Consider the following 16,082-nt stretch of genomic DNA (forward strand, 5'->3'; position numbering starts at 1 on the left):
CCGGTGCGAGGGGCGGGGCCGGATCGGAACGGTCGAGCCAGCGCAACATAACAATAAGCTCGCAAGCGGGCATCCGCATCTGGAGGAGAAATCATGACTCACGACAGCATCAATCGGCGTCATTTCATCGGCGGTGTCGCCGGTCTCGGCGTCGCAGCCCATGCACCGGGTGTGTTCGCGCAGCAGCTCAAGCTGCCGGCGTCCCCGCTCACGATCAGCGTCATCGACGTCGGCGGCGCGCTCGCTCTCGTGCAGACGCCGCTGGAGAACTACCCGAAGGCCAATCCCAAGGCCGTCTCGCGCATGGTCTTCACCAAGGCCCCGGCGCCCGAACTGCCCGCGAAGATCAAGGCCCAGCAGGCTGCCGGCCGCCTCGACATCGACATGGTCATCGGTGGCCTGGACGTGCTCTCGGCCGGCATCGAGCAGAAGCTCTGGGTCGACCTGCTGCCGCGCCTGCAGGCCGAATTGCCGAAGCCGGAAGATATCTATCTCAAGCCGGCACTCGCCATGCACAATCTCGGCCAGGGCCAGGGCATGGCGATGGTCTATTATCCGTCCGGCCCGCTGCTCGAATACATGCCGGACCGCGTCAAGCAGGTGCCGACCACGGCGGAAGAGCTGCTGGCCTGGACCAAACAGAACAAGAACCGCTTCTTCTACGGCCGTCCGGCCAATTCCGGCCCCGGCCGTACCTGGATCATGGGCTTGCCTTATCTCCTGGGTGACAAGGATCCGAAGGATCCGGAGAAGGGCTGGGACAAGACCTGGACCTATCTCAAGGAGCTCGGCGAGAACATCGAGTATTACCCTGCCGGCACCGGCCAGACGATGAAGGAGCTCGGCGACGGCTCGCGCGACATCATCATCTCGACCACCGGCTGGGACATCAATCCGCGCGTGCTCGGCATTGTGCCGAAGGAAGCCAAGATTCAGGCGCTCAAGGGTTTCCACTGGGTCACCGACGCTCAGTACATGATGATCCCGAAGGGCGTCTCCGACGAGAAGCTCAACGTGCTGCTCGACGTGATCCGCCACATGCTGACGCCGAAGCAGCAGGCCTACACCTATGACGAGGGCTATTTCTATCCGGGCCCGGCGGTGAAGGATGTGCCGCTCTCGATGGCGCCGGAATCCAGCCAGAAGGCCATCGCCGAGTTCGGCCGGCCTGAATACGACAAGCTGATCGCCGACAACCCGATGGAAACCCCGCTCAACCCGGACAAGATGGTCATCGCCTTCCGCATCTGGGACGAGACGGTCGGCGGCGCCAAGAAGAAGTAAGTCCGGTTGCGGCGGCGGGCTTGTGCCTCGCGCCCAGGCCCGCCGCCGGTTCCTTCGACCCCGTTCTCAGATCCATCCGGAAGCCATGACCATCAACGCAGCCTCGTTCCGCGAGCTCAAGCTCGATCGTCTGAGCCGTGACTTCGGCACCCATAACGCGCTCAAGGACGTCTCGCTGACGATCGGCAAGGGCGAGTTCATCGCGCTGCTCGGCCCGTCCGGCTGCGGCAAGTCGACGACGCTGAACCTGATCGCGGGCCTGCTGCCGGCGACCGGCGGCGGCATCTGGCTCGACGACAAGCGCATCGACCCGCTGCGGCCCGAAGAGCGCGGCTTCGGCATGGTCTTCCAGAATTATGCCCTGTTCCCGCATATGAGCGTGAACAAGAATATCGGCTTCGGCCTGAAGATGCGCGGCATGCCCAAGGCCGAGATCGACAAGCGCGTCGCCGAGGCCGCGGCGCTGGTGCGCCTGCAGGGCCAGACCGAGAAACTGCCCGGCCAGCTCTCCGGCGGCCAGCAGCAGCGCGTCGCCATCGCCCGCGCCATCGTGGTCGAGCCGCCGCTGGTGCTGATGGACGAGCCGCTTTCGAACCTCGACGCCAAGCTGCGCCTCGAGATGCGCGCCGAAATCCGCCGCATCCACAACACGCTAGGCGCCACCACGATCTACGTCACGCACGACCAGGAGGAGGCGCTTTCGCTCGCCGACCGCATCGTCGTGCTGCGCGACGGCCAGGTCCGTCAGGTCGGCACGCCGGAAGACCTGTTCATGCGGCCTGACCATCTCGACGTCGCCGAGTTCATGGGCTTCCGCAACAAGGTGAAGGGCAAGATCGCCGCGACCGCGGACGGCAAGGCGACGGTCGCTGTCGGCGATGCCCAGCTCTCCGGTCGTGCGCGCAACGCGGTTTCCGCCGGCACTGAGGGCTATCTCGCGATCCGCCCGGAGGACCTGCACCCGGTCGCGGCCGGCCAGCCCGGCCTCAAGGCGCAGGTCGTCTCGACCGAGTTCCGCGGCCGCGAGTTCGTCGGTTTCGCCCGCATGGCCGATGGCACGGATCTGTCCTTCCTCGCCCATGACAAGCTCTCGCCCGGCGAGGCGGTGACGCTCGCCGCCGATCCCGACCGCGTCCTCGTCTATGGAGCGGCGGCGTGAGCACGGACACCTCCTCCATTCCGCTGAAGCAGCGGCTGGCGGCGAAGGGGCTCGATGGACTGACGCTGCTCGTCGTCCCCGCGATCCTCTTCCTGCTGGCGCTGTTCATCTACCCGTTCCTCTACGGGCTCGTGCTCTCCTTCGAGCCGAAGCAGGGCGGCATGTTCGCCAATTACCAGCGCTTCTTCTCCGATCGCTTCCTCTACGGGACGATCGCGACGACGCTCTGGCTTGCTCTTCCCGTCACGGTCGCTACGCTCCTGCTGGCGATCCCGATCGCCTTCCGCGTCCGCCTGATGCAGAACCAGCGTCTGCTGACCACGATCCTGGTGATCCCGATCACGCTCGGCACCGTGCTCGTCGCCGAGGGCCTGTTGAACTACTTGGGGCCGCAGGGCTGGTTCAACCGCGTGCTGATGACCTTCGGCATCATCTCCTCGCCGGTGAAGCTGCTCCACAACTACTGGGGCGTGATGCTCTCGCTGGTCATCACCGGCTTCCCCTTCACCTTCCTGCTGACGCTGTCCTATCTCTCCGGCATCGATCCGGCGCTGGAGCAGGCGGGCGCGACGCTGGGCGCAGGTCCCTGGGAGCGCTTCAAGCACATCCTCTTCCCGCTGCTGCTGCCGGGGCTCGCGATCACCTTCTGCCTGAGCTTCGTGCAGGCCTTCTCGGTCTTCCCCTCGGCGGTGCTGCTCGGCGCGCCCTCGGGGCCGACCCGCGTCATCTCGATCGCGGCCTATCAGGCGGCTTTCGAGGAATACGACTACTCCATGGCTTCGGCCGTCGCGATGATCATGGGCGTGGTTCAGCTCGCCATCGTCGTCGTGGTCCTGGCCGCGCGCGGCCTGCTGTATCGCGGCCCTGCCGGCGGCGGAAAGGGCTGATCCCATGGTGAAAGACACCCGTCTCTCGACGAAGCTCTGGGCGGCCGCGAACTGGACGCTGATCGGCTTCTTCGTCGTCAACCTCTTCGCGATGATCGCGACGGTGGTGACCTCGTCCTTCTCGACGCGCTGGCTCGGCACCTGGCTGCCGGCCGGCTGGACGACGCGCTGGTATTCGGCCGCCTGGTCGGAGTTTCAGCTCTATGACGTGCTGCTCGTCACCTTCCAGATCGTCTTCCTGGTGGTGGCGCTCTCGGGCCTTATCGGCGTGCCCGCAGCCTATGCGCTGGCCCGCCGCGATTTCCCGGGCAAGAAGCTCGTCATGCTGCTCTTCCTGCTGCCGCTGCTGGTGCCGCCGATCACCTTCGGTATCCCGCTGGCGACGGTGCTCTACCAGACCGGCTTCGCCGGCCAGATGTCGGGTGTCGTGCTGGCGAACCTGGTGCCGACCGTGCCCTTCGTCATCCTGGTAATGATCCCGTTCATCGAACAGATCGACACCAAGATCGAGTCGGCCGCGCGCGTCTTCGGCGCCAACACTTTCAAGCTCTTCATCCATGTGCTGCTGCCGCTGCTCATGCCCGGCATCCTCGCGGCGCTGCTGCTGGTTCTGGTCAGGACGCTCGCGATGTTCGAATTGACCTTCCTCACGGCCGGCCCGACCAGCCAGACGCTCGTCGTCGCGCTCTATTACGCGGTCTTTGCCGCCGGTGTCCGCGCTGTGCAGTCGATCGACGCCATGGCGGTGATCTACATGGTCACGACACTGATCTGGCTGATCATCGCGCTGCGCTTCGTCAACCCGACGCAGATCGTCGCCCGCGCCAAGAAGTGATGGGGATCGGCGGCGCTCCCGCGAGCGCCGCCGCCACTTTCATGGGACGTCCGCGCGCTCGTCCTCATTGGCGGCGCTGCGGCTCCTGAACACCCGCCACAGCGATTTCTTGAGCCGCCGGGATGTCAGGTGTGCGCCGGCGGGCCGGCGCTCCAGCGTGATCTTCTGGTCGTGGTAGTCCTCGAGGCCGGGCCGGTGGCCGACGCTGATCAGCGTCGCCTCCGCCAGTTCTTCCTCGAACAGGCTGAGCAGCGAGGCCTGGCTCTCCTCGTCGAGTGCCGAGGTCGCCTCGTCCATCACGATGATATCGGGCTTTTGCAGCAGCAGGCGGGCGAAGGCGACGCGCTGGCGCTCGCCGCCGGAGAGGACGCGGTCCCATTCCTCCTCTTCCAGGTCGAGCTTTTTGGCGAGATAGCCCAGGCCGCAGCGTTTCAGCGCCGCGACGATCTCGTTGTCCGGGACGGTGCGGTCCGAATCCGGATAAAGCAGGATGGTGCGCAGGGTACCGTGCGGCAGATAGGGCTTCTGCGGCACGAAGGCGATCGACTGGCCGGCCGGCACGCGGATCGAGCCGGAGCCCCAAGGCCAGATGCCGGCAAGTGCACGGATCAGCGTGCTCTTGCCCGAGCCGCTCTCGCCCGCGATCAGCACCTTCGCGCCTTGCGAAATGGTGACGGTGGCATCGGCCACGACGACGCGGCCATTACTGTGGGCGATCGACAGGTTGTCGAGATGGATCGCGCCGTCATCGCTCTCGCCGAGCGCGATCCGCTCGTCCTTCTCCATGATCGTGCCGATATCCAGCGCCTCAAGCTCTTCCATCAGCTCGTCGACGCGAGTGACCGAGGCGAACCACTCGGCCAAGCGCACGAAATTGTCGACGAACCAGATCAGAGCCGCCTGGACGGCGCTGAACGCTGCGACGACCTGCACGACGGCGCCCATCGTGATGGCGCCCGTCAGGAATTTCGGCGCGATCAGCAACAGCGGTACGATTGGGAACAGCGCGCTGTTGGTATTGAGCACGAGCGCGATCACGCCCTGCTGGCGCACGATCCTGAGCCAGGCGGCGACGACCTTCCCATAGCTTTCGCCCACCGAGTTGCGCTCGTCGGCATCGCCCTTGATCAGCGCGATGCTCTCGGCATTCTCGCGCAGCCGCGTCATCTCGGCCCGGAACTGCGCCTCCATCTCGTTCTTGTGCGCGACGCGCGCGACCAGCGGCCGGCCGGCGAAATAGGCGCCGAGCGAGGCGATGGCCGCATAGATCACCGCGGCGATCGCCATGTAGCTGGGGATCACGATCATCGTGCCACCCAGCATGAACTCCGCCGAGCCCGCGACCTGCCAGAGGATCGCGGCGAAGGTCGCGGCTGTGACGAAGGCGGTGATCAGGCCGATGGCAAGCTCGACCAGCGGCTCGATCGCGAGGCGGACATCCTCGGCGATCCGGTATTCCGGAGCGGTCATGTTCCTGGCCAGGAATCCGAGGCGGTAGTAGCGCTGATCCGCGATCCACCAGCCGGAGAGGCGGCGCGTCAGGTTTTCGCGCCAGCGCACCTGCAGCAGCATGCGGCTGATGACGAGGCCGCACATCGACAGGGCGGCAGCTCCCAGCAGGAAAGGCAGCCAGCCGGTCGTTGCCCAGACGGCGCCGACATCACGCTTTTCGAGCGCATCGAAGAACCAGCGGTTCCAGCGGTTGATGCCGACGGCAGCGGCGGTCTGGGCCGCGATGAAGACGAGGACGGTGATCGTCAGCGCCCAGGCGCGCCAGCGTGTCCTGCCGCGCCAGTAGCGCAGCGCGACGCGGAAGAATTGGCGCATGCGGGAGCGTCGCGAAACGCGCGGAGCGTCGGCCATGTCCTATCCGTCTTGTCCTGAGGTCGGTACCGTCTTCATCGGCGTCAAAGCCATGGCTTCCAACGACCGGGCCGGGGGCGCGGTTCCATGGCGTCCGTGTCGGGCGGGACTTGCTCAGGGTGGCGGGACTCGAAAATCGTGCCGTGCCCCTCGCGTATCGCGGCGATTTGCTCCATATACGCCGCAGTTTCGCCGCTTCGGCAGCGTTTGACGGCACGGGTGCCCGGCGGCGACCCGGCATCACCGAAACAAGGCACCGGCAGGTCACCCGCGTTGAGCACGGATATTAAGACGACAGCAGACCGCGTCGAGGCGCGCTTCTGGCGCTTTTCCGTGGCGCCTATGATGGATTGGACCGACCGGCATTGCCGCGTCATCCATCGGCTGATGTCGCGCCATGCGCTGCTTTATACAGAGATGGTGACGGCGCAGGCCGTGATCCGTGGCGACCGCGAGAGGCTGATCGGTTTCGACACCATGGAACATCCCGTCGCGCTCCAGCTCGGCGGCAACGACCCGAAGCTCCTGGCGGAAGCCGCGAAGATCGGCGCCGATTTCGGCTATGACGAGATCAACCTGAACTGCGGCTGCCCCTCGGACCGCGTGCAGGGCGGAGCCTTCGGTGCTTGCCTGATGCGCGAGCCGGCGCTGGTCGGCGATTGCGTCGCGGCGATGAAGGCGGCGGTCAAGGTCCCCGTCACGGTGAAATGCCGCATCGGCGTCGACGATCAAGACCCGGAGACGGCGCTCGATGCGCTGACGGCTTCGGTGCGTGCAGCCGGCGTCGATGCGCTGATCGTCCATGCCCGCAAGGCCTGGCTGCAGGGGCTCTCGCCGAAGGAAAACCGCGAGATCCCGCCGCTCGACTATGAGCGCGCCTATCGCCTGAAAGCCGCCAATCCGGACCTGCCGATTGCGATCAATGGCGGCATCAAGGCTGCGTCCGAGTGGCCGGCGCATCTGGAAAAGCTCGATGGCGTGATGATCGGCCGTGAGGCCTATCAGAACCCCGAGATCCTGCTTCAGGTCGACCCGCTGCTCTTCGGCCGGGAGGCGCCGGTGACGGACGCCTTCGCGATGCTTGAAGCGCTGGAGCCGTATATCGCTGCACATCTGGAGCGGGGCGGGCGCGTGCATGCCTTCACCCGCCATCTCGTCGGCCTGTTTCCCGGCCGGCCGGGCGCGCGCCAGTTCCGCCGCCATCTCGCGGAGCATTGTGTCGGCGCCAATGCGACGCTGAGAGACCTTCGCGCGGCTATCGCACATGTCTCGCGCCGCGAGGCCGCTGCGGCCGCCTGATCGCGCGGGCCGTGCAGCTTCGACGGAATGGCCGGGCCATCGCTACGGTCCCCGTCCGATTACGATCATGCGGCCGCGCCGCGAGGTGGGAATGCGCGGTCGTTCCCAGATCAGCGCCGGTCCAGGTCCAGGCTCGCACGCCGTTTCAGGATATCGTCAAGCCGCTCGGGGTGGGATCGCCAAGGCGTCCCGGGCGAGATTGATTGCAGCATGGGTTGTTGTATGAATTGATCGATGCCATGTTTTGGCCATAATTCAGGGAGGGGAAATGGACGGCGTCTCACCCAGCGGTTTTGCCGTTGCACCAGGTCAATTCCGTATTGGCTCGGTGATGAACAAGACCTTCGCAATCCTCGGGCGTCAGTTCGGCAAGTTCGTGCTGCTGACGCTGGTGCCGATGATCCCGGTCTTCCTCGTGACGCTGGGGGCGTTGTCGTCGAGCGCACCTTCGCCGTCCGGCATCGCCATCGGTGCCATGCTGACCGCGCTCCTGACCTTCGTGCTTCAGACCGTGGCACAAGCGACAAGCCTCTATGGCGCCTTCCAGGAAATGCGCCAGCAGCCCTTCACCATCAGGGATTCCCTGAGAATCGGGTTCTCGCGTACGATTCCCGTCATCGGCGTCGGCATCATCGTTGGCCTCGCGACAGGGCTCGGCTTCCTGCTTCTCATCGTGCCGGGCGTCATCATCGGCTGCATGCTCTATGTCGCAGTCCCAGCCTGTGTGATCGAGAAGCTGGGCGTGACTGCCAGTACGAGCCGCAGCGTCGCACTGACCAAGGGCTATCGCTGGCAGATCTTCGGGCTGTTCCTGCTCGTCGTGGTGATCGCCCTTGTCGGCGCCTTCGTGCTCGCGAAGATCGGGGGCGTCGGTCTGGTGGGGCAGACGCTGAGCTTTGCCTGGCAGGTCGTCTCGACTGCCTTCGGTGCCGTCCTCTCCGCAGTGATCTATCACGACCTGCGCATGGCGAAGGAAGGCATCGACCTCGACACGCTGGCGAGTGTCTTCGACTGATCGATCCCCGTCCGCGCCGATCCTTCACGGACCGGTCGCGGCCGGCTCGTTCTTGTCGGCGCGGTAGCGCCCGAATTGCTGCTCGCGTTCGAGATGCGCCCGCTCCGCCGTGTAGAATGCTTTCAGGAAATCGAGCGTCTCAGCCGGCGGAACCGGCTCCGCCCAGCCGATCTTGCGGCAGATCTTCTCGCAGACCTGCCGCTGCATGCTGTGCGTATCGGGCGATGAGGGACGCCGCAGCAGCTCCTCGAGCACCTGCAATTCGAAGGCGCCATAGGCATCGAGCTGCTTGCGGCTGAAGACGAAGCGGCTCTGCGCTTCCGCGAGCTCGGCGAGCAGCGTCCGTCGCGGCACTGAGATGACCATGGTCCCGGCGATGAGATCGCCGGCGCGCAGATGGTCGCGGTTGAAGAAGGGCAGGGCCGAGAGCGCGACCGCCCAGCCGAAATAGCTCGCCGCCGTCCAGAACTCGGCACCGGCTCCGATCTTCGGCACGGCGAAGAACAGTCCGAGCGGCAGGAAGATCTCGACCTCGCGCGTCAGGTTGCGGGCGACGATCGCGCCGGGCAGGAGCGGGCCGCCGCTGCGGTCGATCACCTTGAGGTTGACGATGCGCTTGCCCGGCGTCGCGCCCTGACTCTGCAGCTCGAAATGAATGAAATAGAGGTTCCGGAGCAGGAAGGACAGGAACAGCACGACCGTGAACGTCACCGAGCCGGTGACGCCGTGCAGCACCGTCAGGCCGAGCACTAGGAAGAGAAGGACCGTCGCGAGCATCCAGAACAGGAAGTCGATCAGGAAGGCGACGAGCCGCTCGCCATGGTTCGCGATATCCACCTCCAGCATGACGCCTTCCGGCGTGATGATCTCGCGCCGGTTGCGGGTGATGCCGTCGAGCAGACGGTTGATGCGGTCAAGTCGCTGAGCCATGGCTTCCACGCTTGCCGATCGAGAGGAAATAGGCCGCCCACAGCACGCCGGTCGCGCCGCCGATCGCGAAGCGCCAGGGCGTCGAGGCGACGAGCTGGCGCAGTCCGCCCTCGATGATCCCCGCGACGAAGAGCATCAGCACGGCTCCGCCGGCGAGTCCCGCCGCCGCCTTGCCGGCCATGGCGAGGCTGTCGAGGCGGTTGTAGCGGCCGGGAAACAGCACCTTCTCGGCGATGACGAGCCCACCCGCGCCGCACAGGATGAGCGCGCCGATCTCGGTCACGCCATGGATCGAGAGCCAGCCGATGAAGTCGACGAGCAGGCCGCGATTGTAGTGCAGCGCCAGGAAGGCGCCGAGGATGAGGCCCTGGTAGCCGAGCAGCAGCAGTGTCGGGACGCCGCCGAGCACGCCGAGCCCGAAGGTCATGATCCCGATCGTCGCGTTGTGGCGGAACAGGAAATTGGCGAAGACCACGAAGGAATCGACGAAGCCGGGCCAGGGCGCGAAGATTTCGGTCCGGCGCAACTGGTCGGCCGTGTTCGCCGGGCCGCGCCCGCCCGCCATGCTCTCGGGAACGAGCAGGCTGAACCAGGCCTCGTTCGGCAGCACCATCAGGTAGCCTATGGCGATCCCGGCTGAGACGGCGAGCGTCGCCAGCAGGATATGCCAGCCGGCCCCGCGAACCGCCTGGGGAAAGCCGCGCTTCAGGAAGCCACCGAGCGCCTCGAGGATGCCGACGCGCGGCCCGTAAACGACGAAAAAGGCCCGCAGCACCAGTCCTTCGAGATACAGGATCAGGTTGCGGTCGAGCGCGATCGAGCGCGCGACGGAGAGCGAGGAGGCGGCCGTCCGGTAGAGCAGGGGCAGTTCCTGCAATTCCTCGGCGGAAAGGCGCGACAGGCCCTTCTTCTCGACACGCGAAACGAGGCTGTCGAGCATTCGCCAGGCGGTCTCGCGATTCCGGCGGAATTCGGCGCTGCGCAGCGTGATGGTCGCGACCGGGGTGGGTGGAGCGGCGATTGGGGCGCTGTTCGGTTCTATAGCAGCCCCCTCTGCTTGATGGTGAGGTAGCGGTTGACGAGGCCGACAGCGAGGCCGCGCGGCGGGATTTCCAGGCAATGCACACCCATGCGCGCCAGCCGCTCCAGCACGACCGCGCGCTCGCGTTGCAGGTCGCGCGCGACGACCGCCTCGGCGACCGGCCGGAAGCCGGCGGGCTCGGCATCGACGATATCGGCCAGCAACGGGTCGCGCAGCGTGACGAAGATTACGGCATGGCGGTTGGCCATGCGCTGCAGGCTTTCCAGCAGCAGCCCGGCCGTGGTCGTGTCGATGAACTCGGTGAACAGGACGACCAGCGCCCGGCGCTTCAGGCGGGCGTTGAGCTCGGCGAGGCCCAGCGTGAAATTGGTCTCCTCGGCCCGGTAGCCGAGCTGGCCTGAGGCGTTCTGGAGCCGGGCGAAGGCGCTGCGGCCGGGCGAAGGCTGGACATATTGCCGGATGCGGGAATCGAAGCCGAACGAGCCGACATGGTCGCCGCTGCGCAATGCGACCCAGCCCATCAGCAAGCCGGCATGGATGGCGTGGTCGAGCCGCGGCCGCCCATCGATCGGCTCGGCCATCAGGTAGCCGGTGTCGAAGGCCAGCACGATCTGGTGGTTCCGCTCGATCCGGAATTCCTTCGACAGGAGCTTCAGGTGCTTGGCCGAGTGCTTCCAGTCGATGAAGCGGTTGTCGAGCCCCTGGACATGATCGCGCAGGGACTCGAATTCCGTACCCTCGCCCTTCTGGCGCTGGACCTTGATGCCGTCGATCGCATCGCGGCTGAAGAACTGCACGGCAGCCGAGGCGATGCCGCGGATATCGGGCACGACGTCGATCGTGAGCGCCAGCGGCCGGCGCAGGCTCCGTCCGGCGAGACCGAGCGGCCCGCGCCAGCGCAGCCAGAGCGCTTCGATGGTGATGCGCCCGCGCCGCAGCGGCCGGATCGGCAGCGCGGCCGAGCCCACGGCTGCGCGCGGGACATCGAGCCGGGCGGGCTCGGGCGGCGCGGCGTCGCCGCTCTGTTCCGGCAGGGCCTCGATGGACATCGGTCGCGACGCCCCCTCGATGGCGGCGCTCACGATCAATTGCCCTTCGCTGCCGATATAGAGGCGCGGAGGCGCATCGACCGTCAGGGCCAGACGCGAAGGCCGGACGCAGAGCACGGCATCGAGCCCGATCAGGGCCAGCACGAACAGGCCGAGATCGAGCGCGATCGGCCAGAGCGTGGCGTCGTGGATCAGCAGGCCGATGGCGACCGGCACGGTCGCCGCGAAGAGGAGGACGGCGCGCGGGGTCGGCCTGATCATCGCGGCACGGCGACTTGGTCGATGAGTTCGAGGATCACCTTGTCGGCGACGAGCCCGTCGATCTCGGCATTGGGTGCGAGCACGATCCGGTGACGGAGCAGGGGCAGGGCGATGTCCTTGACGTCGTCGGGGATGACGAAGTCGCGCCCTTGCGTCGCCGCACGCGCCCGGCTGGCCGAGGCCAGCATGGTCGCGGCGCGCGGCGAGGCGCCGGTCTCGATAGCCGGATGCTCACGCGTCGTGCGGACCAGGTCGACGATATAGCCGACCAGCGGCTCGCCGAGGGCGATCCCTCCGACCAGGGCGCGAGCCGCCAGCAACTGCTCTTCCGAGACCACGGAGGCGAGACCGAACTCCGCGAGCTTCGGCATGGCGGCGCGATGCCCATGGCGCGCGACGATGGCGAATTCCTCGTCGCGGTTGGGATAGGCGAGGTTGATCTTGAACAGGAAGCGGTCGAGCTGCGCTTCCGGCAGCGGATAGGTTCCCTGCTGCTCGATCGGGTTCTGCGTCGCGACCACCATGAAGGCCTCGCCCAGCGGATGGGTCGTACCGTCGATGGTGACGTTGCGCTCGTTCATCGCCTGCAGCAGCGCGGCCTGCGTCTTGGGCGGTGTACGGTTGATCTCGTCGGCGAGCAGGATGTCAGTGAAGATCGGGCCGCGCGTCAGGTTGAAGCTGCTGGTGCGGAAATCGAAGAGATTGGTGCCGAGCAGGTCGCCCGGCATCATATCCGGCGTGAACTGGATGCGCCCGAAGCGCAGCGACAGCCCCGCCGCGAAGGATTGTGCCAGCAGGGTCTTGGCCGTGCCCGGCACTCCCTCCAGCAGCACATGCCCGCCGCAGAGCAGGCTGACGAGCATCAGGTCGACGACCTCGTCCTGGCCGACGACGGCCTTGCGGATCTCGCCCCGGAGACCTTCAGTGATCGTCGAGACGTCGCGGAGTTCCATGCGGCAGATCCTTGCGCCAGTGATGGAGGGCCTGCGCCGCGGCTAGCAGCGAGGCGAGATTGCGGAAACCGGCAGCGGGGTTGTCACTCAGCCCTGCGAGCGGTTTCGGGTCGATGCCGCGCGCCTCGGAGGCCTTTGCGAGCCATGCGGTCAGCGCGGCGCCTTCGAGCCCGGCCGGTGCCCGCAGCGCCCGTCCCGCGTCTTGAAGCGTCATGGCGATATAGCGTTGCAGGATCGCGGCATGGTGGCCGGCATAATCGACCAGCGCCGCGGCATTGCCGATCAGCGCATGCCGGCCGGCATCGAGCCGGCGCGGTGCCGGCAGCGGCGCGCCGAAGCGCCCCATCGCCGCCCAGAGCAGCAGTGCCACCGCCACAACGATCTGGGCAAGGACGAGATTGAGCGGAAATTCATAGAGGAATTTCAGCAGGTTCGGCGGCGATCTGCGGAAGCCGTGGATGGTCTCGTCGAAGACCAGCGTGCGGTTCCTGCCGTCGAGCAGGGCCGCGATCACATCGCGCGCGAAGGCAGCGTTCGCGCCCTTGCCGATGCCGTGATTCTCGATCGGATCAGGATCGGCCAGCACGAGGGTCCGACGGCTGCCCTGCCGCAACTCGCCGAGCAGGATACCGTCCGGGGTGGAGATCAAGGGCGTCAGGTTGGAGCCCTTGATCAACTGGATATCGCCCTGCACGGTCGGATCCGCCGCCGCGATCGTCTTCGTATAGGAGGCCGGCGGCTTGGTCCGGATGATATCGCCGCCACTGACCGCGGCGCTGAGCGCCGACTGGACCCGCAGCGGTGAAGCAAGCTCCGCCTGGCCGATCCAGTCCTTGCGCCTTTCGCCGGGTCGCACGGTCCATTTCGGCAGGACGAGCAGGATGCGGCCTGCGGTCGAGAGCTTGTTGCGGTTCTCGTCGCTCGTCAGACTCCCCGCCGGTTCGGCCAGGATGAGGACACCCGTCTCGCCGACCGCTTCGAGCGGTCGATCCTCGGCCCGCACTGTCCGGTAACCCGATCCGCGCAGCAGATCGTAAAAGGCGAGATGGCCGACGGCCGAGTTCGAATGGCTGTTGGCGCCGGAGGCGAGGCCCTCCGCCTCGCGCCCGCCCATCCCGGTCAGTAGCAGCGAGGCGGCGAACAGCGCGCAGAGGGCCGCGGCAAGCGCTGCAAGGACGCGCGGTTGGAAGGTCGCTGCCCCCATCAGGCCGCGCCCATCGCCAGCGAGCGTTTCAGCGTCTCGAATTCCCGCCGGCAGCCCAGATAATCCTCCCGCCCAGCCGAGCGTCCGCCGAAATAGGTCTGCTCGACCGATTGGACGATCGCCCCGAGCGCGCCGGTGCCCGCTTGCAGCAGCGAGACTTTGCGCAGGATCTCGCGACTCGTCAGCGAAACCGCGAAGCTGGTGCCGAGCCGCAAGCGGATTTCGCCGAGGCTCTTCAGCAGCAGCACATGCATGGCTTCGCCATATTGCCCGCGGCTGGCGAGATCATCCGCTTCGAGCTGCGCTTCCTCCATCCGGGCGGACGGGTTGGAGAAGCCGGATGTCGTCTCGGCCGCCTTGATCCGCCGCGAGCGGCTGAAGCCCGGCAGGCTGTCGCGCAGGGACCAGATCGTCACGGTCACACCAAGGATGACGGCGCCCCAGAGCAGGAGGCGCAGGGTGTCGGGGGAGATGTCGAATTTCAGCCAGTCGAGCCAGCTCGCGGCCTTCGGCTCGGGCACGGGCATGTCCGTCTGGATGTCATGGCGGCGGATGCTCTGCCTGACGATCTCGCCGGCATCCGTGGCCGCCCGCGCGGCGCCGCCCAACGCGGAGGCGCAGAATGCAACAAGCAGGAGAGGCAGTCGCTTCACAACCTTCGAATCCGTAGGCGGCCGAAGGCACTATGGCGAAGAAACGAACGCTGCCATAGCCTGAGAATGCGCAAGGGGCTGAGCTTGTTCTATCACGGCTTGCTCGTCGCCGACCTCGTGTCGGCGGTGCATGGGCTACGCCGTCTCCGGTTTCATGAAGCACCCAAGCTCGAAATCCGCGATGCCGGCCGCGGGCCGCACGCCGGGGCGATAGGCCCGGGCTTGGCTGAACTGACTGCGATCGCGAAGCGGCCGCATCGGGATCCTCGGGTCGTTGGTCGACGTACCCGGACGTATTGCCTCACCGAGCCGTGAATGGCCAAAAGCAGGTGAATCCGGCTCATGATCATCGTAAGACCTTCCGGCCCTGACCGAGAAACCTCCAGCTATGGACCACATCCTCGAGCCCTTCACATCGTGAGTGGGCAACCGCCCTGGGCTCACCCCCGACCAGCCAGCCGGAACGCACCAGCGGGCCCGTTCCGACATTGCCGTGCTCCATGCGGGGCGCGCACAGGAGAACGAGGCGATGGTGTCTAACAATAGCGGGGACGGAATGAATGTCCTCGTGCTGCAGGGTGGAGGGGCGCTTGGCTCCTATCAGGGCGGTGTCGTCCAGGCGGCCTTCGAGGCGGAAAACCATGTCGATTGGGTCGCAGGCGTCTCGATCGGCGCGATCAACTCGGCCCTCGTCGCAGGCAACCCCATTCCCCGCCGCGTCGAGCGCATCCGGGCGTTCTGGGATCTCGTCTCCTCCGGCCCGGAGTTACCCTGGCAGCCGACCGACGGCCTTCATGCCGCCATCAACGAGTTCAGCGCGGCCCTCGTGACCGTGACGGGCGTGTCCGGCTTCTTCCAGCACCATTTCCCGCCGCGCGCACTCTATGGCGCGGGGCTGCCCGGGCCGATCAGCTACTACGATACCTCCCCCTTGAGGGAGACACTGCTCAAATTGGTCGATTTCGACCTCATCAACTCCAAGCAGACGCGCCTCAGCGTCGGCGCCGTCGATGTCGAGACCGGGAACGTCGTCTATTTCGACAACTTCAAGGAGACGATCCGGCCCGAGCACATCATGGCGTCCGGCGCCCTGCCGCCGGGTTTTCCGCCGGTCGAGATCGATGGTCGCCACTACTGGGACGGCGGCCTCGTCTCGAACACGCCCCTGCAATATGTGCTCGACTGCGCCGTCGACGAGGACATGTCGATCCTGCAGGTCGACCTCTTCCCGTCGCGCGGCCCGATGCCGGCGACCATGGACGAGGCGAGCGTGCGCGAGAAGGACATTCGCTATTCGAGCCGCACGCGCCTCAACACCGATATGCAGGTCGACCTGCACCGCTCCAAGGAGGCGATCCGGCGCCTCCTGCAGAAGCTGCCGCCGGAGCTGCGCGACGACCCCGACGTCAAGCACCTCGCCGAGCGTTCCAAGGAGCCGGCGATCGCCGTGCTCCAGCTCATCTATCGCAGCCGCCCTTATGAAAGCAGCGCGAAGGACTACGAGTTTTCGCGCACGACCATGCTGGAACATTGGACCGCCGGCCTCGCTGACGCGCAACGGTCCCTGGACCATCCCGATTGGAAGAACCGCAAGCGCCACGAGCGCGGCATCGCCGTCTACGACCTGACCCGCCCGGGCGGGCAATAG

At 66.4% G+C, this 16,082-nt stretch carries 14 protein-coding genes; 7 read left to right on the top strand and 7 right to left on the bottom strand.

Going from position 1 to position 16,082, the window contains the following annotated elements; all coding sequences use genetic code 11:
* The first annotated feature begins 93 nt into the window (after positions 1-93).
* The 4 genes from Q0Q36_RS01275 to Q0Q36_RS01290 all read left to right on the top strand — a co-directional run bounded on the left by Q0Q36_RS01275 (position 94) and on the right by Q0Q36_RS01290 (position 4,165).
* Positions 94-1,284, top strand: coding sequence for an extracellular solute-binding protein (locus Q0Q36_RS01275; RefSeq protein ID WP_293794994.1), 1,191 nt, complete (start codon positions 94-96; stop codon positions 1,282-1,284).
* Positions 1,285-1,375: 91 nt separating this feature from the next.
* Positions 1,376-2,443: an ABC transporter ATP-binding protein gene (locus Q0Q36_RS01280; protein WP_293795102.1), complete on the top strand. Its 1,068-nt coding sequence runs from the start codon at positions 1,376-1,378 to the stop codon at positions 2,441-2,443.
* Positions 2,440-3,330: an ABC transporter permease gene (locus Q0Q36_RS01285; RefSeq protein WP_293794996.1), complete on the top strand. Its 891-nt coding sequence runs from the start codon at positions 2,440-2,442 to the stop codon at positions 3,328-3,330. The genes Q0Q36_RS01280 and Q0Q36_RS01285 overlap by 4 nt, the downstream gene beginning before the upstream one ends.
* 4 nt (positions 3,331-3,334) lie before the next feature.
* Positions 3,335-4,165, top strand: coding sequence for an ABC transporter permease (locus Q0Q36_RS01290; RefSeq protein WP_293794997.1), 831 nt, complete (start codon positions 3,335-3,337; stop codon positions 4,163-4,165).
* 39 nt (positions 4,166-4,204) lie between these two features.
* On the opposite strand, the gene Q0Q36_RS01295 is transcribed toward Q0Q36_RS01290, so the two are convergent.
* Positions 4,205-6,028 carry an ABC transporter ATP-binding protein/permease gene (locus Q0Q36_RS01295; protein WP_293794998.1) on the bottom strand — a complete coding sequence of 608 codons (1,824 nt, stop codon included), beginning with the start codon at positions 6,026-6,028 and terminating at the stop codon, positions 4,205-4,207.
* Between the two features lie 285 nt (positions 6,029-6,313).
* Between Q0Q36_RS01295 and dusA the strand changes: the two genes are divergently transcribed.
* On the top strand, positions 6,314-7,327 hold the full coding sequence (gene dusA / locus Q0Q36_RS01300; RefSeq protein ID WP_293795103.1) for a tRNA dihydrouridine(20/20a) synthase DusA: 1,014 nt from the start codon (positions 6,314-6,316) through the stop codon (positions 7,325-7,327).
* A gap of 331 nt (positions 7,328-7,658) precedes the next feature.
* On the top strand, positions 7,659-8,342 hold the full coding sequence (locus tag Q0Q36_RS01305) for a hypothetical protein (protein ID WP_293794999.1): 684 nt from the start codon (positions 7,659-7,661) through the stop codon (positions 8,340-8,342).
* A gap of 24 nt (positions 8,343-8,366) precedes the next feature.
* Here the strand turns inward: Q0Q36_RS01305 and Q0Q36_RS01310 are convergent, their stop codons facing one another.
* The 6 genes from Q0Q36_RS01310 to Q0Q36_RS01335 form a co-directional block, all read right to left on the bottom strand.
* Positions 8,367-9,272 carry an RDD family protein gene (locus tag Q0Q36_RS01310; RefSeq protein ID WP_293795000.1) on the bottom strand — a complete coding sequence of 302 codons (906 nt, stop codon included), beginning with the start codon at positions 9,270-9,272 and terminating at the stop codon, positions 8,367-8,369.
* Positions 9,256-10,212 carry a stage II sporulation protein M gene (locus tag Q0Q36_RS01315; protein WP_293795001.1) on the bottom strand — a complete coding sequence of 319 codons (957 nt, stop codon included), beginning with the start codon at positions 10,210-10,212 and terminating at the stop codon, positions 9,256-9,258. The genes Q0Q36_RS01310 and Q0Q36_RS01315 overlap by 17 nt, the downstream gene beginning before the upstream one ends.
* 98 nt (positions 10,213-10,310) lie before the next feature.
* On the bottom strand, positions 10,311-11,624 hold the full coding sequence (locus Q0Q36_RS01320) for a DUF58 domain-containing protein (protein ID WP_293795002.1): 1,314 nt from the start codon (positions 11,622-11,624) through the stop codon (positions 10,311-10,313).
* Complete coding sequence (locus tag Q0Q36_RS01325) at positions 11,621-12,577, bottom strand: MoxR family ATPase (protein WP_293795003.1); 957 nt, start codon at positions 12,575-12,577, stop codon at positions 11,621-11,623. The genes Q0Q36_RS01320 and Q0Q36_RS01325 overlap by 4 nt, the downstream gene beginning before the upstream one ends.
* The gene (locus tag Q0Q36_RS01330; protein WP_293795004.1) at positions 12,546-13,781 is read right to left on the bottom strand and encodes a DUF4350 domain-containing protein; all 1,236 of its coding nucleotides are present in this window, start codon (positions 13,779-13,781) and stop codon (positions 12,546-12,548) included. The genes Q0Q36_RS01325 and Q0Q36_RS01330 overlap by 32 nt, the downstream gene beginning before the upstream one ends.
* Entirely contained in the window at positions 13,781-14,434 is a 654-nt protein-coding gene (locus tag Q0Q36_RS01335) for a hypothetical protein (protein ID WP_293795005.1), read from the bottom strand. Before Q0Q36_RS01335 ends, Q0Q36_RS01330 begins: the two co-directional genes overlap by 1 nt.
* A 556-nt stretch (positions 14,435-14,990) precedes the next feature.
* On the opposite strand from Q0Q36_RS01335, the gene Q0Q36_RS01340 reads away from it, so the two are divergent.
* Positions 14,991-16,082 (top strand): patatin-like phospholipase family protein, encoded by a 1,092-nt coding sequence (locus Q0Q36_RS01340; protein WP_293795006.1) that lies wholly within the window; start codon positions 14,991-14,993, stop codon positions 16,080-16,082.

Source organism: uncultured Allobosea sp. (genome assembly GCF_945957345.1).
Taxonomy (GTDB): domain Bacteria; phylum Pseudomonadota; class Alphaproteobacteria; order Rhizobiales; family Beijerinckiaceae; genus Allobosea.